Source organism: Pseudomonas sp. PSE14 (genome assembly GCF_029203285.1).
Taxonomy (GTDB): Bacteria; Pseudomonadota; Gammaproteobacteria; order Pseudomonadales; family Pseudomonadaceae; genus Pseudomonas.
Map to the genome: position 1 here is coordinate 4,145,995 of NZ_CP115669.1, position 17,713 is coordinate 4,163,707.

Below are 17,713 nucleotides of genomic sequence, written 5' to 3' on the forward strand. Positions count from 1 at the left end.
GGCGTGGAATTTGTTCGCTCGGCGAACGAACGGTCAGGAATAAGGCAGAGAGGGGTTTCGCAGGAGCGAGCTTGTTCGCGAACACTCTTTCCGGACACATCAGCGTCGGGCGGTTCGCGAGCAAGCTCGCTCCTACATAAAAGCGCATCAGAGCTCTACGCAATACAGGGAACGACGGATAACCTAGCCTGGATGATTTTCCCTACAGCGCTAGCACTCACTACCAATGGATGGAAAAACCATGCTGATCAATGGAATCGAATACGGGATCCAATTCGCCTCCGACATAAACCCACGAGACGGGCTAGGACTGGAGTGCTGCATCAACAATGTGCCGATTCTGGAAATCTTCCGGGACGACGAAAACAAACGATACGTCGTGAACCTGTTTCAGCAAGACGTCCCACTGGAAGTTCTCGAAGCTCTCATACCCACGGCACGGGAAGAATTGGGCGATTTCCTACCCTAGGCCGGATCAGCCCCGCTCGGCGACTACCGGAGCAGCCTCGGCGACGCTCTGGCCGCGGCGCTGGTTGCGGTCTTCGCGCGGGGTCACGCCGAAGAAGTTGCGGTAGGCACTGGAGAAATGCGGGCCGCTGGAGAAGCCGCAGGACAGACCGATCTGGATGATCGACTTGCTGGTCTGCATCAGCATCTGCCGCGCGCGGTTCAGGCGCAGTTCCAGGTAGTACTGGCTGGGCACGCGGGTCAGGTACTGCTTGAAGATGCGCTCCAGCTGACGGCGCGAGACGCACACGTGCTGGGCGATTTCGTCGGTGGTCAGCGGCTCCTCGATGTTCGCTTCCATCAGCAGCACCGCCTGGGTGAGCTTCGGGTGGCTGGAACCGAGGCGGTTCTTCAGCGGGATGCGCTGGCGTTCGGAACCTTCGCGGATGCGCTCGACCACCAGCTCTTCGGATACCGCACCCGCCAGTTCCGCACCGTGGTCGCGGGAAAGCACGGCCAGCAACAGGTCGAGCACAGCCATGCCGCCACAGGCGCTGAGGCGGTCGCGGTCCCACTCGAACAGGTGGTTAGTGGCAATGACCTTGGGGTAACGCTCGGTGAAGTCGTCATGCCAGCGCCAGTGCACGGCGGCACGGTAGCCGTCGAGCAGGCCGAGCTGCGCCAGCGGGTAGATGCCGGCGGACAGCGCGCCGATGCTCACGCCGCTGCGCGACAGCTGCTTGAGCGCGGCGGCCAGCGGCGCGGAGACCGGCTGGGGAACCTCGTCGGCGACCAGGAAGATGCGCTGGCACTGCTCCAGCGCACCATTCCAGGGCTGCCCAGGCAGACGCCAGCCATCGGCCTCGGCGACCGTTTCCGCACTCATGAACACCGGATCGTAGAGCGCCTCCGGATGCAGCCGGCGGGCGACCCGCAGGGCCTCCTCGGCCAGCGCCAGGGTCAGCGCACGAGTGTGCGGCCAGAGGAGGAATCCGATGCGTTGTGCGGTCATGCGACTAGGTCACCAGGCGACACGGGATGACAGACAGCTTACTTCAAGCTGCCGGAAAGGAACTGCTTCAGGCGATCCGATTGCGGATTGGCCAGGACTTCCTTCGGGCAGCCCGCCTCTTCCACCAGGCCCTTGTGCAGGAACACCAGCTGGTTGGAGACCTCGCGGGCGAAGCCCATCTCATGGGTCACCACCACCATGGTGCGGCCTTCCTGGGCCAGATCCTGCATCACGCGCAGCACTTCGCCGACCAGCTCGGGGTCGAGCGCCGAGGTCGGTTCGTCGAACAGCATGACTTCCGGCTCGACCGCCAGGGCACGGGCGATGGCCACGCGCTGCTGCTCACCGCCGGACATGTGCGCGGGGTAGGCATCCTTGCGGTGCGCCACGCCGACTTTCGCCAGGTAGTGCTCGGCCTTTTCCAGCGCCTCTTTCTTCGACACGCCCAGTACGTGGACCGGCGCCTCGATGACGTTTTCCAGGGCGCTCATGTGCGACCACAGGTTGAAGTGCTGGAACACCATCGACAGACGCGAGCGCATGCGCTGCAGCTGCTTGGCGTCGGCCGCCTTGAGTGCGCCGTCCTTGTTCGGGGTGAGCTTTAGCTCTTCGCCGTTGAGCAGGATCTTGCCGGCGTGGGGCTGTTCCAGCAGGTTGATGCAGCGCAGGAAGGTACTCTTGCCCGAGCCGGAGGAGCCGATGATGCTGATCACGTCGCCCGCCTTCGCCGCCAGGGAGACGCCCTTGAGCACCTCGTGGTTGCCGTAGCGCTTGTGCAGGTCCTGGATTTCCAGTTTGTACATGGTGTCGGTTCTCGAATTCAGTCGTTGATCAGCCGGCCCTTGCGGAACGGCTCACGCCCGGCCACCTTGGCCAGCCAAAGCCCTGGCTGGGCATAGCGCCCACGCTCGATGGCGAACAGCACGCCGGAAGTCCCGGCGCAAACGGTGCTGACCTTGTCGCTCAGCGGGTCGACCACCTCGAACAGCGCGTCGCCCTTCTCCACCCACTCCCCCGCCTTACGCAGGAAGCTCACGACACCGGCGTGGGGTGCATGGAGGTATTCGGTGCCTTCGAAGGGCATGCCCTCGCAGCATTCGGCCGGAGCCGCCGGCCAGTCGCCGTCGATCAGGCCTTGCTCGGCGAGGAAGCCAAGGATCGCTTCGGCATTGGCCTGCGCCTGGTCGACGCGGGTATCGCCCACGCCGCCCAGTTCGACGGTGGTTGCCAGACAGGCCAACGGAATCGCTGCCTTCGGGAAGGCCTGCGACAGGCGCAGCCAGGGCAGCGAGCAGGACTCGTCGAAAGAGCTGCCGCCGGAATCTTCGGCGAGCAGCGCAACGCCGGCCTTCAGGCGTGCGGCGAGGGATTTCCAGCGCGGCCAGTGCTGCGGAATCGCGTAGACATGGATGGCGGCATCGAAGTCGCAGTGCAGGTCGAGCACCACCTCGGCATCACAGGCGTGACGCAGCAGGATGCGCTGCATGCCCTGCAACTCGGACGAGGCCGGCGGCAGCGCATCGAGGCCGTCACGCATGGCCTGGCGGATCAGTTCGACATTCGCGGCCTCATCGACACCCAGTTGGCTGCCGACACGCTCGGCGACCAGTGCCGACAGCTCGACGAAATCACGGTTGAAGTTCTTCCCGCTGCCGAATTCGAAACGCCCCAGGTGGCTGGCCTGCAGGGTCTGCCCGAGGCCGATGGGGTTGGCCACCGGCACCAGTTCGACGAGGCACTTGAGCTGCCCGCGCGACTCGAGGTCGGCCAGGCGCTGCTTGAGCTCCCAGGCGGTGCGCATGCCCGGCAGCTCGTCGGCGTGCAGGCTGGACTGGATGTAGACCTTGCGCGAGCCCTTGCCGTAGCGGAACACGCTCAGGCGGCGCTCGCTACCCAGGCTGCTCCACGGCAACAGATGATCGATACGTTCCACAGTCGACTCCTCAGTGCTTGCGCGGCGCGAGATAGGCCAGCCAGCGGCGCTCGGCGGCCTTGAACAGGCGCACCAGGGTGAAGGTCATGATCAGGTAGAAGATGCCGGCGGTGATGAACGCCTCGAACGGCAGGTAATACTGCGAGTACACGGTGCGCGCGGCGCCAGTGATGTCCACCAGGGTGACGATGGACGCCAGGCTGGTGGTCTGCAGCATCATGATCACTTCGTTGCTGTACTGCGGCAGCGCGCGGCGCAGGGCCGAGGGCAGCAGGATGCGGCGGTACATCTTGATCCGCGACATGCCCATGGCCTTGGCCGCTTCGATCTCGCCATGCGGGGTGGCGCGAATGCTGCCGGCGAGGATCTCGGCAGTGTAGGCACTGGTGTTGATGGCGAAGGCCGCGCAAGCGCAGAAGGTCGCGTTGGACAGCAGCGGCCACATCGCGCTTTCACGCACGAACTCGAACTGCGCCAGGCCGTAGTAGATGAGGAACAGCTGCACCAGCATCGGGGTGCCGCGGATCACGTAGGTATACAGCCAGGCCGGCAGGTTCACCGCCGGGTTCTTCGAGCAGCGCATCAATGCCAGCGGCACCGCCGCTACCAGGCCGAAGAACAGGGAGATCGCCAGCAGCTTGAGGGTTACCAGCAGGCCACTGAAATAGAGCGGCAGGCTGTCCCAGATGACGGAGAAGTCGAATATCACGATAGCGTCCTCTGACTCAAAGCTCGGCGACTTTCACGCCGACCGAATAGCGGCGTTCGAGCATGCGCAGCAGTACCAGGGAGACGGTGGTGACCACCAGGTACAGCGCCGCCACGGCGAGGAAATAGGTGAAGGGTTCGCGGGTGGCATCCGAGGCCTGCTTGGCCTTGAACATCATGTCCTGCAGGCCGACCACCGAGATCAGCGCGGTGGCCTTGACCAGCACCAGCCAGTTGTTGGTGAAGCCGGGGATGGCCAGGCGGATCATCTGCGGCACCTGGATGCGGAAGAACACCTGAAGCCCGCTCATACCGTAGGCGAAGCCAGCCTCGCCCTGCCCTTTCGGGATGGCCATGAAGGCGCCACGGAAGGTCTCGGAGAGGTAGGCGCCGAAGATGAAGCCCAGGGTGCCGACGCCGGAGGCGAAGGGATTGAGGTCGATGTAGTCCTCATAGCCGACCATGGGCGCAACCCAGTTCACCGCTGCCTGGCCGCCGTAGAAGATCAGCAGGATCAGCACCAGGTCCGGTACGCCGCGGATCACGGTGGCATAGAGGTCGCCGCACCAGGCCAGCCACTTTACCGGCGACAGGCGGATGGCGGCACCGAGCAGTCCCAGCGCGATCGCCAGGGCCATCGATAGCAACGACAGCTGAAGCGTCAGCCAGGCACCATCGACGATGGTAGCTCCGTAGCCATTGAACATAGTTTCGTACCTCTAGACCGGACGCCGTCCGCAACCGCACGGACGCTGCAGGGCGATCACCCGACGCGGGATCACACCCAATAAAAAAGTGGCACAAACTTCAGGAAAGGACCCGGGTTTGCGCCACTTTCGTGGACGTTGATCAGTTCCCGCCGTAGACGTCGAACTTGAAGTACTTGTCCTGTACTTGCTTGTACTTGCCGTTGGCACGGATGCCGGCGATGGCCGCGTTGAATTTCTCGGCCAGGGCGGTATCACCCTTGCGCACGGCGATGCCGGCGCCACCACCGAAGTACTTCGGATCGTTGTATTCCGGGCCTACGAAGGCGTAGCCCTTGCCGGCGTCGGTCTTGAGGAAGCCGTCGTCGAGGTTGACCGAGTCGGCCATGGTCGCGTCGATGCGGCCGGAGACCAGGTCCATGTTGGCTTCGTTCTGGGAGTTGTAACGCACGACTTCGATGCCGGCCGGGGCCAGGACCTCAGTAGCGTAGCGGTCATGGGTCGAAGCGCGCAGCACGCCGACCTTCTTGCCCTTCAGGTCCACCAGCGGATCGTTCAGGGTCACGCCTTCCTTCATCACGAAGCGCGCGGGGGTGTGGTAGTACTTGTTGGTGAAGTCGACGGACTTCTTGCGCTCGTCGGTGATGGTCATGGACGAGAGGATGGCGTCGATCTTGCGGACCTTCAGTGCCGGGATCAGGCCGTCGAACTCCTGCTCGACCCAGGTGCACTTGACCTTCATCTCTTCGCACAGCGCGTTGCCGATATCCACGTCGAAACCGGCGAGCTTGCCATCGGGCGTCTTGAAGGAGAACGGCGGGTAACCGGCTTCGATGCCGATGCGGACAGGCTTGTCGTCAGCGTGGGCAACCAGGGAAAGCGCGGACAGGGCCAGCGCGCCGAGAAGTGCAAACTTCTTCATCAGTAACTCCTTCGAGGGTAAGACTTCGATTGGCAGGAGAAAGGGGTTGGCCCAGGCTGCCCGGCAGAAGTGAAGGTTATTGTTCGTCTGCGCATTGCCGGCGCGATTCTTGTGAAAAGCGCGCCTACTGGGGTGAGCGGCATTCTAGCGACAGCCCCTGAGCGGTTATTTCTTCAATGCGACAAGTAATTATAGAAGCGCTGGAGACAGAGCCCCTGCGGCTTGACGGCGCGGATATTAAGTGATCCGGAAGCGAGTAGTAAAACCAATTTTACCTGCAGTTATCAGGCCAAAAATTTAACGACTCACTATTCATGCGGGCTCCGGAATATTAGCCCACTCGGAGTCGACAAAAAATGCGCACCAAGGCTGTGCGAATTGTTTCCTGACGCCTCAATTTGCTGCGCGAAAATGTTACCGGGGAGCACGACGCACACTGTAGGAGCGAGCTTGCTCGCGACCCGCACGGCTTCATCGCGGACAGTGCCCACGCCTACGCAACCGCAAAGCACCGGCGCCCTCCTGTGTAAATGGATTCATCCGCGAGGGACTTCGCGGACAAGGTCCGCTCCTACGGGAGCGCAGCTTCTGCTTTGGTTTTGGCTTTGGCCCTCAAAGGTTTCCAGAGAAACATCCGCACACGCCGGAGCGCCCCTTCAGGAGGCCGAGTGGAATCGGAGTTCCAGGGGTTGAGCGGCATGGACGACGCGTGCCCCCTGAAACTTCGATGGAGCGAGGGCATTTTTCGCCTAAGCGAAAAACCGGATGCAGGGGCGAGGCCTTTTGGTTCCTTTTGGGCCCCAAAAGGGACTCGCCCGAGGGGGCGAAACAAAAAGCCCCAGCACACACCGAAGCGGCGCATGGACACCCAAACAAGAACAAAAAGTATCGCGGACGGAGTCCGCTCCTACAGGAGATGTACCGAACCCAGCCTGTAGGAGCGGACTCTGTCCGCGATCCGCCGGCAAAGCCGGCGTCAGGCAGGGTTCGCGAGCAAGCTCGCTCCTACGAAAATCAAAAAAACCGAAAAGAAAAACGCCCCGACAAGCGGGGCGTTTTTCATCGAGCGCTGGATCAGGCCGCACGCATGGACTGGTGCGTCTCCACCAGATGCTGCACCACACCCGGATCAGCCAGGGTGGAGATGTCACCCAGCGAATCGTACTCGGCGGTGGCGATCTTGCGCAGGATACGGCGCATGATCTTGCCCGAACGGGTCTTCGGCAAGCCGGGCGCCCACTGGATCACGTCCGGGGTGGCGATCGGGCCGATTTCCTTGCGCACCCAGGCACGCAGTTCCTGGCGCAGCTGCTCGCTGGACTCCTCACCGGCATTCAGGGTGACGTAGACGTAGATACCCTGCCCCTTGATGTCGTGCGGCACGCCAACCACCGCGGCCTCGGCCACTTTCGGGTGGGCAACCAGGGCGCTCTCGATCTCGGCGGTGCCCATGCGGTGGCCGGAGACGTTCAGCACGTCATCCACGCGACCGGTGATCCAGTAGTAGCCGTCCTCATCGCGACGGGCACCGTCGCCGGTGAAGTACATACCCTTGAAGGTCTTGAAGTAAGTGTCCACGTAGCGGTCGTGGTCGCCGTACAGGGTGCGCGCCTGGCCCGGCCAGGAGTCGAGGATCACCAGGTTGCCCTCGGTGGCCCCTTCCAGGATGTTGCCCAGGTTGTCCACCAGCGCCGGCACCACGCCGAAGAACGGCTTGGCGGCTGAGCCCGGCTTCAGGCCATGGGCGCCCGGCAGCGGGGTCATCAGACAGGCGCCGGTTTCGGTCTGCCACCAGGTGTCGACGATCGGGCAGCGCGACTGGCCGACGGTCTCGTAGTACCACTGCCAGGCTTCCGGGTTGATCGGCTCGCCCACCGAACCCAGCAGGCGCAGGCTGGAGCCATTGGCGCCTTCGACCGCGGCCTTGCCCTCGGCCATCATGGCGCGGATGGCGGTCGGCGCGGTGTAGAGGATGTTGACCTTGTGCTTGTCGACGATCTTGGCGACACGGGTGATGTCCGGGTAGTTCGGCACGCCTTCGAACAGCACGGTCGTCGCGCCGTTGGCCAGCGGGCCGTAGACGACGTAGGTGTGACCGGTGACCCAGCCGATGTCGGCGGTGCACCAGAAGACTTCGCCCGGGCGGTAGTCGAACACGCGCTCGTGGGTCAGCGAGGCGTAGACCAGGTAGCCACCGGTGGTGTGCAGCACGCCCTTGGGCTTGCCGGTGGAGCCGGAGGTGTAGAGGATGAACAGCGGGTCCTCGGCCCCCATTTCCTTCGGCGCGCAGGTGGTGCCGGCGACCTTCATCAGGTCCTCGAACCACACGTCGCGGTGCTGGTTCCACTTGATGTTCGAACCGGTGCGCTTGCAGACGATGATCTTCTGCACGCTGCTGGTTTCCGGGTTGGTCAGCGCGTCGTCGACGTTGGCTTTGAGCGGGGTCTTCTTGCCGCCGCGTACGCCTTCGTCGGCGGTGATCACCACCTTGGAGCGGCAGTCGATGATGCGGCCGGCCAGGGCTTCGGGAGAGAAGCCGCCGAACACCACGGAGTGGATCGCGCCAATACGGGCGCAGGCCAGCATGGCAACCACGGCTTCCGGGATCATTGGCATGTAGATGGTCACCACGTCGCCGCGGTGCACGTCCTGTCCGCGCAGGGCGTTGGCGAACTTGCAGACCTGCTCGTGCAGTTCGCGGTAGGTGATTTCCTTGTGATCCGCCGGATCGTCGCCTTCCCAGATGATAGCGACCTGGTCGCCGCGTTCAGCGAGGTGGCGGTCGAGGCAGTTGTAGGAGAGGTTCAGGGTGCCGTCGGCGAACCACTTGATGTCCACGTGGTGGTCGTCGAAGGAGGTTTGCTTGACCTTGGTGAACGGCTTGATCCAGTCGATGCGCTGGGCCTGTTCGCGCCAGAAGCCGTCGGGGTTGACCACCGACTGCTGGTACAGCTTCTTGTAGGTGGCCTCGTCGGTCAGAGTGGTCGCGGCCACTTCGGGACGCACGGGGTACACGGATGCCGCAGTCATGGCGTTCTACCTCGGTGAAGAGTGTTGTTTTTGTTGCCGTCAGTTGTAACGGCGACACACTCCTCCGGGCCATTCGACCATGGTCTTACCACTCGGGACCCCGTACTGATGGGCCCCATAAGTGCGACTTCTGGCGGTCGTAAGCGACTATCAGACCAAAGCAGTACGCCCGTGCTGCACCATCATCCTTTCGTGCTCCTCGAGCATGCCGGGCACGCAATCGCGGAGGAACTCCACCCAGGTGCGGATCTTCGCGTCGAGGTACTGGCGCGACGGGTACAGCGCGTAGACGTTGAGGTGGAACAGGCTGTAGTCCGGCAGCACGCGCACCAGGCTGCCGTCCTTGAGGCCCTGCACGGCGGAATACACCGGCAGCGCGCCGATGCCCATGCCAGCACGTACCGCCTCGGTCATGGCGTCGGCGGTGTTGACCTGGAAATGGCTGTGGTTGACGCCGACCAGCTCCTGGCCGTCCGGGCCGTCGAACAGCCACTTGTCCAGGGACATCACCGAGTTCACCAGGCGCAGGCAGCGATGCTCGGTCAGCTCCGCAAGTTTCTGCGGCATGCCATGGCGCGCGACGTACTCGGGTGATGCGCAGAGCACGCTGTAGGTCTTGCCGATGCGCTTGGAGACGAAACCCGAGTCCGGCAGCTCCTGGGCGATGACCACGGAGATGTCGTAGCCCTCGTCGAGGATGTCGGTGATGCGGTTGGCCAGGGTCAGGTCGAAGCTGACCTCCGGGTAGATCTCGCAGTACTGCGAGATCGCGCGGATCAGGTAGTGCTGGCCGATGCCGGTCATGGCATGCACCTTCACCTTGCCGTGGGGCCGGGCGTGGGCGTCGCCGGCTTCGGCCTCGGCCTCCTCGATGTAGCCGAGGATCTGCTGGCAGCGCTGCAGGTAGCGCTGGCCGGCCTCGGTGAGGGCGATGCGGCGGGTGGTGCGGTGCAGCAGGCGGGTGCGCAGGTGCGCTTCGAGTTTGGCCACCGTCCGCGAGACGTACGCGGTGGTGAGGTCCATGCGCTGGGCGGCGGCGGTGAAGCTGCCGGTCTCGGCGACACAGACGAAAGCACGCATGTTGTGCAGCAGGTCCATCATTTCTCCTGAAGAGCCTGTCAGACGCCACGGCGGGCGGTCTCTGCAACGGCGCTCGACCGAGCAACGCCTTGTTACAGATTCATGACAGGCGGCGAATTGTCGCACAGGTGCCGGGCGGGGATTATTGTACTTTCAGGTAACAATAATTCGCCCATCCGTCAGCTTATCCTGCCCCTGGCGCACTTCTAGAATCGCCGTCCCCAACGCGGTCTCCCGCAACCTCCCAGGACAAGCAGCCGTGCTCCGCCTTTCGTGCAACGTGCTTCCACCCCTTCGCTCCACTTTCGAATTACAGGGTTATCAAAACCCGATCCGCCCCGAACAACGCCTGCCGAGATAAGCCTGATGAGCAGTCTCTCCGTGCGCCTGCCCAAGGCTGCCGCGCTGCGCTTCGCCCTGTCCGACTGGGCGCACACCGACGGCGTCACCTGGATGTTCATCCTCAAGACGCTGATCACCGCCTTCACCGCGCTGTGGCTGGCCTACCGCCTGGAGCTGCCGCAGCCCAACACCGTGCTGGTAAGCGCCTTCATCGTGCTGCAGCCGCAAAGCGGCCAGGTGCTGGCGAAGAGCTTCTACCGCATCCTCGGCACCCTCGCCGGGCTGACGGTGATGGTCACCTTCATCGCTCTGTTCGCCCAGGAGCGCGTGCTGTTCCTGCTCTGCGTGGCGATCTGGGTCGGCCTGTGCACGGCGGGCGCCGCACGCTACCGGGATTTTCGCGCCTATGCCTGCCTCCTCGCCGGCTACACGGCAGTGATGATCGGCATCCCCGCCACCCTGCACCCCGAGGGCGCCTTCATGCAGGCGCTGTGGCGGGTGCTGGAGATCACCCTGGGGATTCTCTGCACCGGCGTGGTCAGCGCCATCGTCCTGCCGCAGACCAGCACCGCCGCCCTGCGCAACGCGCTGAACACCCGCTTCGGCGACTTCGCCGGGCTCGCCAGCGCCGGCCTCAATGGCACGCTGGAGCGCGAACGCTTCGAGCAGGCCAGCGCACGCATTGCCGCGGAAGTGGTGGGCCTGGAAAGCCTGCGCAACGTCACCGCCTTCGAGGACCCGCACATGCGCCTGCGCAGCGGCCGCCTGGCGCGGCTTAACAGCGAGTTCATGCAGTTGACCACGCGCTTCCATGCCCTGCAGCGCCTGCTCGACCGCCTGCGCGAGCGCCAGGCCAGCAACGTGCTGGAAGTGCTGATGCCGTGCCTGATCGACGTCAGCGATCTGCTCGCCAGTTGGCACGGCCGGCCGCTCAGCGAAGCGGACGCCGAGCGCCTGAACGTGCAGCTGGAACTGTGCAAACACCATCTGATGCCGCGTATCCGCGAGGCCCGCACCACGCTCGGCCACACCTGCCCGCGGGAAGCCGACCAGCTGGATTTCGAGACCGCCGCCGAGCTGCTCTACCGCTTCGCCGACGACATGCACAACTATGCCCAGACCCACGCCTCGCTGGCCGCCCACAAGCACGAGCGCGAGCAGTGGAAGGAGCGCTTCACGCCCAAGGCCAACGCCCTTGCCGCTGCCGTCGCAGGTTTTCGTTGCGCGCTGCTGGTGATCGTCGGCGGCGTGTTCTGGATCGAAACCTCCTGGCTAAGCGGCGCCACCTTCGCGCTCACCTCGGTACTGATCGCCGCCCTCTCCTCCGCCTCGCCCAACCCCAAGCGCCTGTCACTGCAACTGACCCTCGGCACCCTGCTGGGCGCGACGCTCGGCTTCATCATCACCTTCCGCGTGCTGCCGCACATCGACGGGTTCCCGCTGCTGTGCTTCGTGCTCGCACCGGTGTTCGCCCTCGGCGCCTTCCTCATCTCCCGGCCGAAGTGGAGCGGCTATGGCGTCGGCCTGCTGGTGTGGTTCTGCATCGCCTCGCTGCCGGCGAACGTCGCCCGCTACGACGCCTACACCTTCATCAACGAATACCTGGCGATGCTGCTGTCGATGGGCATGGCGGTGGTCGCGGCCATCGTCATCCTGCCGCCGAACCGGCCGTGGCTGTGGGAGCGCCTGGAAGCCGAGCTGCGCCTACGCGTGGTGCGGGTGATCAGCGATCCGCTGAAAGGCCTGTCGTCCGGCTTCGAGAGCGGCACCCGCGACCTGCTGAACCAGGCCTACGGGTTATCCACAGGCCGCCCGGATGTGCAGCGCAGGCTGCTGCGCTGGACTTTCCAGGTGCAGGAGATCGGCCTGTCGATCATCGAGTTGCGCCGTGAGCAGGAGGCATTGCCGAAGGAGCCCTGGTACGCCGAGCGCATGCCCTGGCGGCGGGCGATTCGTGCGTTGGGCCGCGCACTGATCCGGCTGTTCATCCAGCCCAGCGAGAGCAATCGCCAGCGGGCACTGGCGGCGGTTGAGCACGCCATCCACGCGACCCGCTCCACCGATGATCGCCGGCCGCCGCACTTCGACTCCTCGCCGCTGCGGCGGGTGTGCAGCTACCTGCACTTCATCCGCACCTCGCTACTCGATCCGCAGTCGCCGTTGCGCGATTGAGTTACGCGAGTTCGCGAGCCCCTACCCCTCTCCCTCTGGGAGAGGGCTGGGGTGAGGGGAATTCAGTGGCACGGAATTACCATAGAAGACAGTTGCTCCCACGCACCCGACAGCCACATCGCTCCCGGGACCAAGCTGCGACCACCCACCGCAGAACCCGCCCTGCAACCCGCGTCAATCCTGGATTATTGCCTCTGAGTACGAAGTCTTGTTGGCACCTGGATATATGACTCAGGTCAGGCAAATCCTATTATTTCCGTGCTGTTACAGCGCGCGCCGCAACACCACTCGACACCCGTAATCATCCCCCAACGCTTCCCGATGCAGCTCCGGCTCAGCGTCACGGACGAGTCACGTCCGGACAGCGGGAACAAGGCAGGTAAATTCATGAAAGCTGTAGTCATCCTGGCCATGCTGGGCTTCTCCTCGCTCGCCCTGGCCGAGCAGGCGAATGCCGGCGACCAGGCGCAAAGCGCGGCCGTGGAGCAGTACACCTACGACATGAAACTGGACGTCGCCCATGTGATCTCCACCACCGACGTTTCCAGCCAGTGCGGCATCGTGCCGGCGCGCATGACCTACGAAGATTCCCAGGGTCAGCGCCACACCGTCGAATACCAGGTGTGGGGCAACGGCTGCTCCGGCGGCTGATCAGGCTTGTGCATTCCCGGCACGGCTCCACGCCGCCGCGCCGGGAGTGCCCTGGTTTCCAGCCGTGGAAACTACGGCTGCAGGGCCGCCTTCGCGATGTTGCGACTGTGCGCGCCGAAATGCCGGATCAATTGCAGAATCTGCTCATCCAACGCCTCATCGTGCCGGAACGGCGCCGGTGAGTTCCCCGCGCTGAAATCCCCCGCCGGCTTCTCTTCACTCTCCAGCCAATGGCCGATGGCCGCGTCGAATGCCGCCGCATGGGCATGGGACTCGCTCGCCACCACCTCGCGCAGATACTCCGTCGAGTACGGTGGATAACTTCCATCGGTACTGACATCCGCATAGGCCGCCACGAGCGGCGACTGCCCGCCCTGGCGCAGCGTCTCGCGCAGCCAGTCCACCTGATAACGCTCAACACCCGTATGCCGGTCCGCCACGCGCTGGATCGCCGCCTGCTTGTCGGCATCGAAGCCGGCCATGGACTTGCCCGCTGTCCACAGCATGCTGGTGGTGGTTTCACCCGGCAGCGGCGTCGAGTGGTACGGCTGGGTCATGTCCTGGATGTAGTGCATCGCCCAGCCGAGAAAGCGGTAGCCCCAGTACGGATGGCCCTTGTCGAAGGCGAAGCGCGCCAGGCCGTAGAACTGGTAGGCGCGCCATTCCGGCCAGTTGCGCTCCAGGTACGGCGCGCCGGTGAAGATGATCGCGTCCTCGTGGTAGAAGCCCATGTGGAACGGCGCCTGGGAGCTGAATTCGTAGCGCGGGTCGCCGAACGGCTGCGGGCCGAAGCCGTAGCGCTGGCCGACTTCGCCAGGATTGTCGCTGAACAGGTTGATGTCGTGACCAAAGTCCGGCTCGTCGGCGGCGCTGGCCAGCACGTCCAGCGCGGGGATCTTCTCCCCCGCCTGCAACTGCACGAAGCGCCACTGGTTCCAGCCGGACAGATTGTGGAACACCAGCACATCGGCCGGTTTGAGCGCCACATGGCCCGGCAGCTCGCCACCCGGCGGCGGCTGCACCGCGGTGGCCAGCTTGATCTCCGGATTCAGGCGCAGCGCCATGAGGAAGGCTTTGCCCAGGTCGTCGCGGCCGTCCTCGGTCAGACGCAGATCATCCGGGCGCGGCGGGTACTGGCGGAAATGTTCGCGGGCATAGGTTTCCTGCTCATCCAGCAGCTTCACCAGGCCGGCCCGTTGCTGGCTGATGAAGCTCTCCAGCGGCTCCACCTCAACCTCGGGCGCCTGGGTGATCGCCGGCAGTTGCTGCAGGGCGATGTAGCTGCCCAGGGTGTGATTGGACCAGGCCCAGAGGCTTTGCGGCAGCGCCAGCAGGCCGGCCAGCAGGCAGGTGGGCAGACAGGTGGAGAGTCGCTTCATCGGCTTTTCGCTCTTATTGGGCAATGCGGAAGAAAAATTCGGACGCAGCCTAACAATCCGGAGCCACGACGGCACTGTCGAAGTTGGCCAGCGTATGTCACCGATAACGCCACGGCTGACCATCATCAATGGCGCGAAGCGCCTCAGCCACTACACTTGCCCGGCATGGAAAGACACCGGCGCTGCCTGATGGCCGGTCACTCGAAATAAGGGCGTTCCCATGCTGCAGTCCGTTTCACCCAAGCACGACCTTCCCCTCAAACCCGATCCAGCCGACTCCCGCAGCGGCGTCCTCGCCCCCTTCAGCATCGCCGCGTTCCGCATCATCTGGATCTGCAACCTGTTCGCCAACCTCGGTACCTGGGCGCAATCGGTAGCGGCCGCCTGGGTGGTCACGGAAGCTCACGCCAGCCCCTTGATGGTGGCGATGATCCAGGTGGCCTCGGCGCTGCCGCTGGTGCTGCTGTCGATCATGTCCGGCGTGCTGGCCGACAACCACGACCGCCGCAAGATCATGCTGGTGGGGCTCTCGGTCGAACTCTCCGGCGCCGCGCTGGTGACGCTGTTGGCGTTCCTCGGCTACCTCGATCCGCTGATGCTGATCGTGTCGATCCTCTGGCTCTCGCTGGGCAGCTCGATCACCATCCCCGCCTGGCAGGCGGCGGTGAACGAGCAGGTACCGCCGCGCATGGTGGGCGATGCGGTACTGCTCAACAGCGTCAACTACAACGTCGCCCGCGCCGTCGGCCCGGCCATTGGCGGCCTGCTGCTGTCGGCCACCGGGCCGTCTTGGGTGTTCCTGTTCAACTGCATCTGCTACGCCGCGCTGATCTGGGCGATCTGGCAATGGCGCCGCGAGGTGCCCAAACGCACCCTGCCGCCGGAGCACATCTTCGAGGGCGTGATTGCCGCGCTGCGCTTCACCCAGTATTCCAGCGTCACCCGCCTGGTGATGATGCGCTCGTTCGCCTTCGGCCTGTCCGCCAGCGCCATCTGGGCACTGCTGCCGCTACTGGCACACCGTAATCCCGACGGCAACGCCTCGGTGTACGGCTACATGCTCGGCGCCCTGGGCCTGGGAGCCATCGTCGCCAGCACCATGGTGAGCAAGGCCCGGCTGCTGCTCGGCAGCAGCCGGCTGATCAGTTTTTCCGCCGCCACGCTGGCACTGGTGATGCTGACCCTGGGCTGGATCGACAACCTCTGGGTGATCTTCCCTGCGCTGATCCTTGGCGGCGCCTGCTGGATCGCCGCCGTGGCGACCTACAACTCCGCGGTGCAGATCCTCGTGCCCGACTGGGTCAAGGCGCGGGCGCTGGCGCTGTACCAGACCGCGCTGTATGGCGGTCTCGCGGCGGGCTCGTTCCTCTGGGGGCATTTCGCCGAGACACTGGGCGTACAAGGGGCGCTGATTGCCGCTGGCTGCCTGCTGCTGGTGTCGGTGGCGGTGCTGTACAACTCGCGCCTGCCGGAGCTGGACGCCAGCAACATCGCTCGCGCGCCGAGCGGAATGCCGGGCCAGCCGACCTTCGTGTTCAACCCCGAGCGGGGTTCGGTGCTGGTCTCCATCGAGTACCGCATCCCGGCCGAGCGCACCCGCGACTTCGTCCGCGCCGCCAAGCCGCTACGCCGCCTGCGTCTGCGCAATGGCGCGGAGCGCTGGGCGCTGTATCGCGATGTGAGCAACCCGGAAATCTGGCAGGAGCTGTTCCTGGTGGACAACTGGATCAGCCACCTGCGAATGCTCGACCGTCTCACCATCGAGGACAAGACCATCATCGACAACGTCACCAGCCTGCACGCGGGCGACGCGCCGCCGGTGATCCGCCACGGGGTGAGCTACGAGTCCGGCAGCTACGAGGCGCCGCCGGAGACGCTGGGCTAGCCCGCGCAGAAACAAAAACGCCTCCCGGTCAGGGAGGCGTTTCAGGTGACGCGGAAGGCTTACTCCGCCGCCGGCTTCTTGCGCTTGAGCGGCGCCATGCCGTCCTGGCTCACGACCTTGGACGGGCCGGCCTTGGGCTTGGCAGCCGGCTTCTTCTTCGCCGGCGCCTTGCTGCCGGTCTTCTTCACATCATCTTTTTTCTTCTTGGTGCCGGCGGCCTTGCCAGAGGCCTTGACCTTCTTCGGCCCCTTGTAGGTGCCCTTCAGCTCCTTGATGGTGCGCAGCTCGAAACGCAGCTTGAGGTAGCGCTCGATGCTCGACATCAGGTTCCAGTCGCCATGGCCGACCAACGAAATCGCAGTGCCCGAGGCGCCGGCACGGCCGGTGCGGCCGATGCGGTGCACGTACTCGTCGCCACGACGCGGAATGTCGAAGTTGATCACCAGGTCCAGGCCGTCGACGTCCAGGCCACGGGCGGCCACGTCAGTGGCGACCAGCACCTTCACCGCGCCCTGCTTCAGGCGCTCGATGGCCAGCTTGCGGTCCTTCTGGTCCTTCTCGCCGTGCAGCACGAAGACCTTGTGCCCGGCGGCGATCAGGCGACCAGTCAGGCGGTCGGCGGCGACGCGGGTATTGGTGAAGATGATCGCCTTGTCGTAGGTCTCGTTGCCGATCAGCCAGTGCACCAGGGCTTCCTTGTGCGCGACGTCGTCGGTCAGGATCACCTGCTGGCTGACGTCCTCGTTCAGCTCGCTGACGCGGTTGAGCTGCAGGTTTTCCGGCTCGCGCAGGACCTTCTCGACCATCTCGTGCAGACCGCTGCCGCTGGTGGCGGAGAACAGCAGGGTCTGGCGCTGCGCCGGGCACTGCGCGGCGAGCTTGAGTACGTCTTCGGAGAAGCCCATGTCGAGCATGCGGTCGGCCTCATCGAGCACCAGCACTTCCACATCACCCAGCGGCAAGTTGCCGGCGTTGAACTGCTCGTTCAGGCGGCCGGGCGTGCCGATGATGATTTCCGGGTTCTTGCGCAGACGCGCGCCCTGCACCTTGAAGTCTTCGCCGCCGGTGATCAGGCAGGCCTTGATGAAGGTGAACTGGGCGAAGCGCTCCACTTCCTTGAGGGTCTGCTGGGCCAGCTCGCGGGTCGGCAGCAGGATCAGCGCGCGGGCGCCACTCTTGGGCTTCTCCTCGGCGAGCAGGCGATGCAGCAGCGGCAGTACGAAGGCGGCGGTCTTGCCGCTGCCGGTCTGCGCCGTCACCCGCAGGTCGCGTCCCTCCAGGGCCTTCGGGATGGCTGCTGCCTGGACCGGGGTCGGCTCGGAGAAGGACAACGAATCGAGCGCCTTGAGCAGGCGTTCGTGCAGGGCGAATTGGGAGAACAAGGCAGACCTCGATATCACGTAAAGACCAAATAGCTGCATAGCGTAACCGATGCGCGGGTTTTA

14 protein-coding genes are annotated in these 17,713 nt (G+C 64.5%); 4 read left to right on the forward strand and 10 right to left on the reverse strand.

Translation table 11 applies throughout. The annotated features are described in order from the left end of the window. Positions 1 to 241: 241 nt before the first annotated feature. Entirely contained in the window at positions 242 to 469 is a 228-nt protein-coding gene (locus O6P39_RS19000) for a hypothetical protein (protein ID WP_275607999.1), read from the forward strand. Between the two features lie 6 nt (positions 470 to 475). On the opposite strand, the gene argR is transcribed toward O6P39_RS19000, so the two are convergent. The 8 genes from argR to O6P39_RS19040 form a co-directional block, all read right to left on the reverse strand. Next, the gene (gene argR / locus O6P39_RS19005) at positions 476 to 1,459 is read right to left on the reverse strand and encodes a transcriptional regulator ArgR (protein WP_275608000.1); all 984 of its coding nucleotides are present in this window, start codon (positions 1,457 to 1,459) and stop codon (positions 476 to 478) included. A gap of 38 nt (positions 1,460 to 1,497) precedes the next feature. Continuing rightward, a complete protein-coding gene (aotP, locus tag O6P39_RS19010; protein ID WP_243808793.1) occupies positions 1,498 to 2,262 on the reverse strand; it encodes an arginine/ornithine transport ATP-binding protein AotP in 765 nt (254 codons plus the stop codon). Positions 2,263 to 2,279: 17 nt separating this feature from the next. Continuing rightward, on the reverse strand, positions 2,280 to 3,392 hold the full coding sequence (locus O6P39_RS19015; protein ID WP_275608001.1) for a succinylglutamate desuccinylase/aspartoacylase family protein: 1,113 nt from the start codon (positions 3,390 to 3,392) through the stop codon (positions 2,280 to 2,282). Between the two features lie 10 nt (positions 3,393 to 3,402). Beyond that, entirely contained in the window at positions 3,403 to 4,101 is a 699-nt protein-coding gene (locus tag O6P39_RS19020; RefSeq protein ID WP_275608002.1) for an ABC transporter permease, read from the reverse strand. 16 nt (positions 4,102 to 4,117) lie between these two features. Beyond that, positions 4,118 to 4,807 (reverse strand): ABC transporter permease, encoded by a 690-nt coding sequence (locus O6P39_RS19025; RefSeq protein WP_275608003.1) that lies wholly within the window; start codon positions 4,805 to 4,807, stop codon positions 4,118 to 4,120. Between the two features lie 142 nt (positions 4,808 to 4,949). Continuing rightward, a complete protein-coding gene (locus O6P39_RS19030; RefSeq protein WP_275608004.1) occupies positions 4,950 to 5,729 on the reverse strand; it encodes an ABC transporter substrate-binding protein in 780 nt (259 codons plus the stop codon). A gap of 1,074 nt (positions 5,730 to 6,803) precedes the next feature. Next, a complete protein-coding gene (acs, locus tag O6P39_RS19035; RefSeq protein ID WP_275608005.1) occupies positions 6,804 to 8,759 on the reverse strand; it encodes an acetate--CoA ligase in 1,956 nt (651 codons plus the stop codon). A 150-nt stretch (positions 8,760 to 8,909) separates the two neighbouring features. Next, positions 8,910 to 9,857, reverse strand: coding sequence for a LysR family transcriptional regulator (locus O6P39_RS19040; RefSeq protein ID WP_275608006.1), 948 nt, complete (start codon positions 9,855 to 9,857; stop codon positions 8,910 to 8,912). A 348-nt stretch (positions 9,858 to 10,205) separates the two neighbouring features. Here O6P39_RS19040 and O6P39_RS19045 point away from each other — a divergent pair, with 348 nt between their 5' ends. Beyond that, complete coding sequence (locus O6P39_RS19045; RefSeq protein WP_275608007.1) at positions 10,206 to 12,353, forward strand: FUSC family protein; 2,148 nt, start codon at positions 10,206 to 10,208, stop codon at positions 12,351 to 12,353. Positions 12,354 to 12,740: 387 nt separating this feature from the next. Further along, positions 12,741 to 13,004, forward strand: a complete 264-nt coding sequence (locus tag O6P39_RS19050; RefSeq protein ID WP_275608008.1) for a DUF2790 domain-containing protein — start codon at positions 12,741 to 12,743, stop codon at positions 13,002 to 13,004. Positions 13,005 to 13,075: 71 nt separating this feature from the next. On the opposite strand, the gene O6P39_RS19055 is transcribed toward O6P39_RS19050, so the two are convergent. Next, positions 13,076 to 14,383, reverse strand: a complete 1,308-nt coding sequence (locus O6P39_RS19055; protein WP_275608009.1) for a phospholipase — start codon at positions 14,381 to 14,383, stop codon at positions 13,076 to 13,078. A 220-nt stretch (positions 14,384 to 14,603) separates the two neighbouring features. Here O6P39_RS19055 and O6P39_RS19060 point away from each other — a divergent pair, with 220 nt between their 5' ends. Beyond that, positions 14,604 to 16,268: an MFS transporter gene (locus O6P39_RS19060; RefSeq protein WP_275608010.1), complete on the forward strand. Its 1,665-nt coding sequence runs from the start codon at positions 14,604 to 14,606 to the stop codon at positions 16,266 to 16,268. Positions 16,269 to 16,327: 59 nt separating this feature from the next. Here the strand turns inward: O6P39_RS19060 and O6P39_RS19065 are convergent, their stop codons facing one another. Continuing rightward, positions 16,328 to 17,665 (reverse strand): DEAD/DEAH box helicase, encoded by a 1,338-nt coding sequence (locus O6P39_RS19065; RefSeq protein ID WP_275611987.1) that lies wholly within the window; start codon positions 17,663 to 17,665, stop codon positions 16,328 to 16,330. Positions 17,666 to 17,713: the final 48 nt, after the last annotated feature.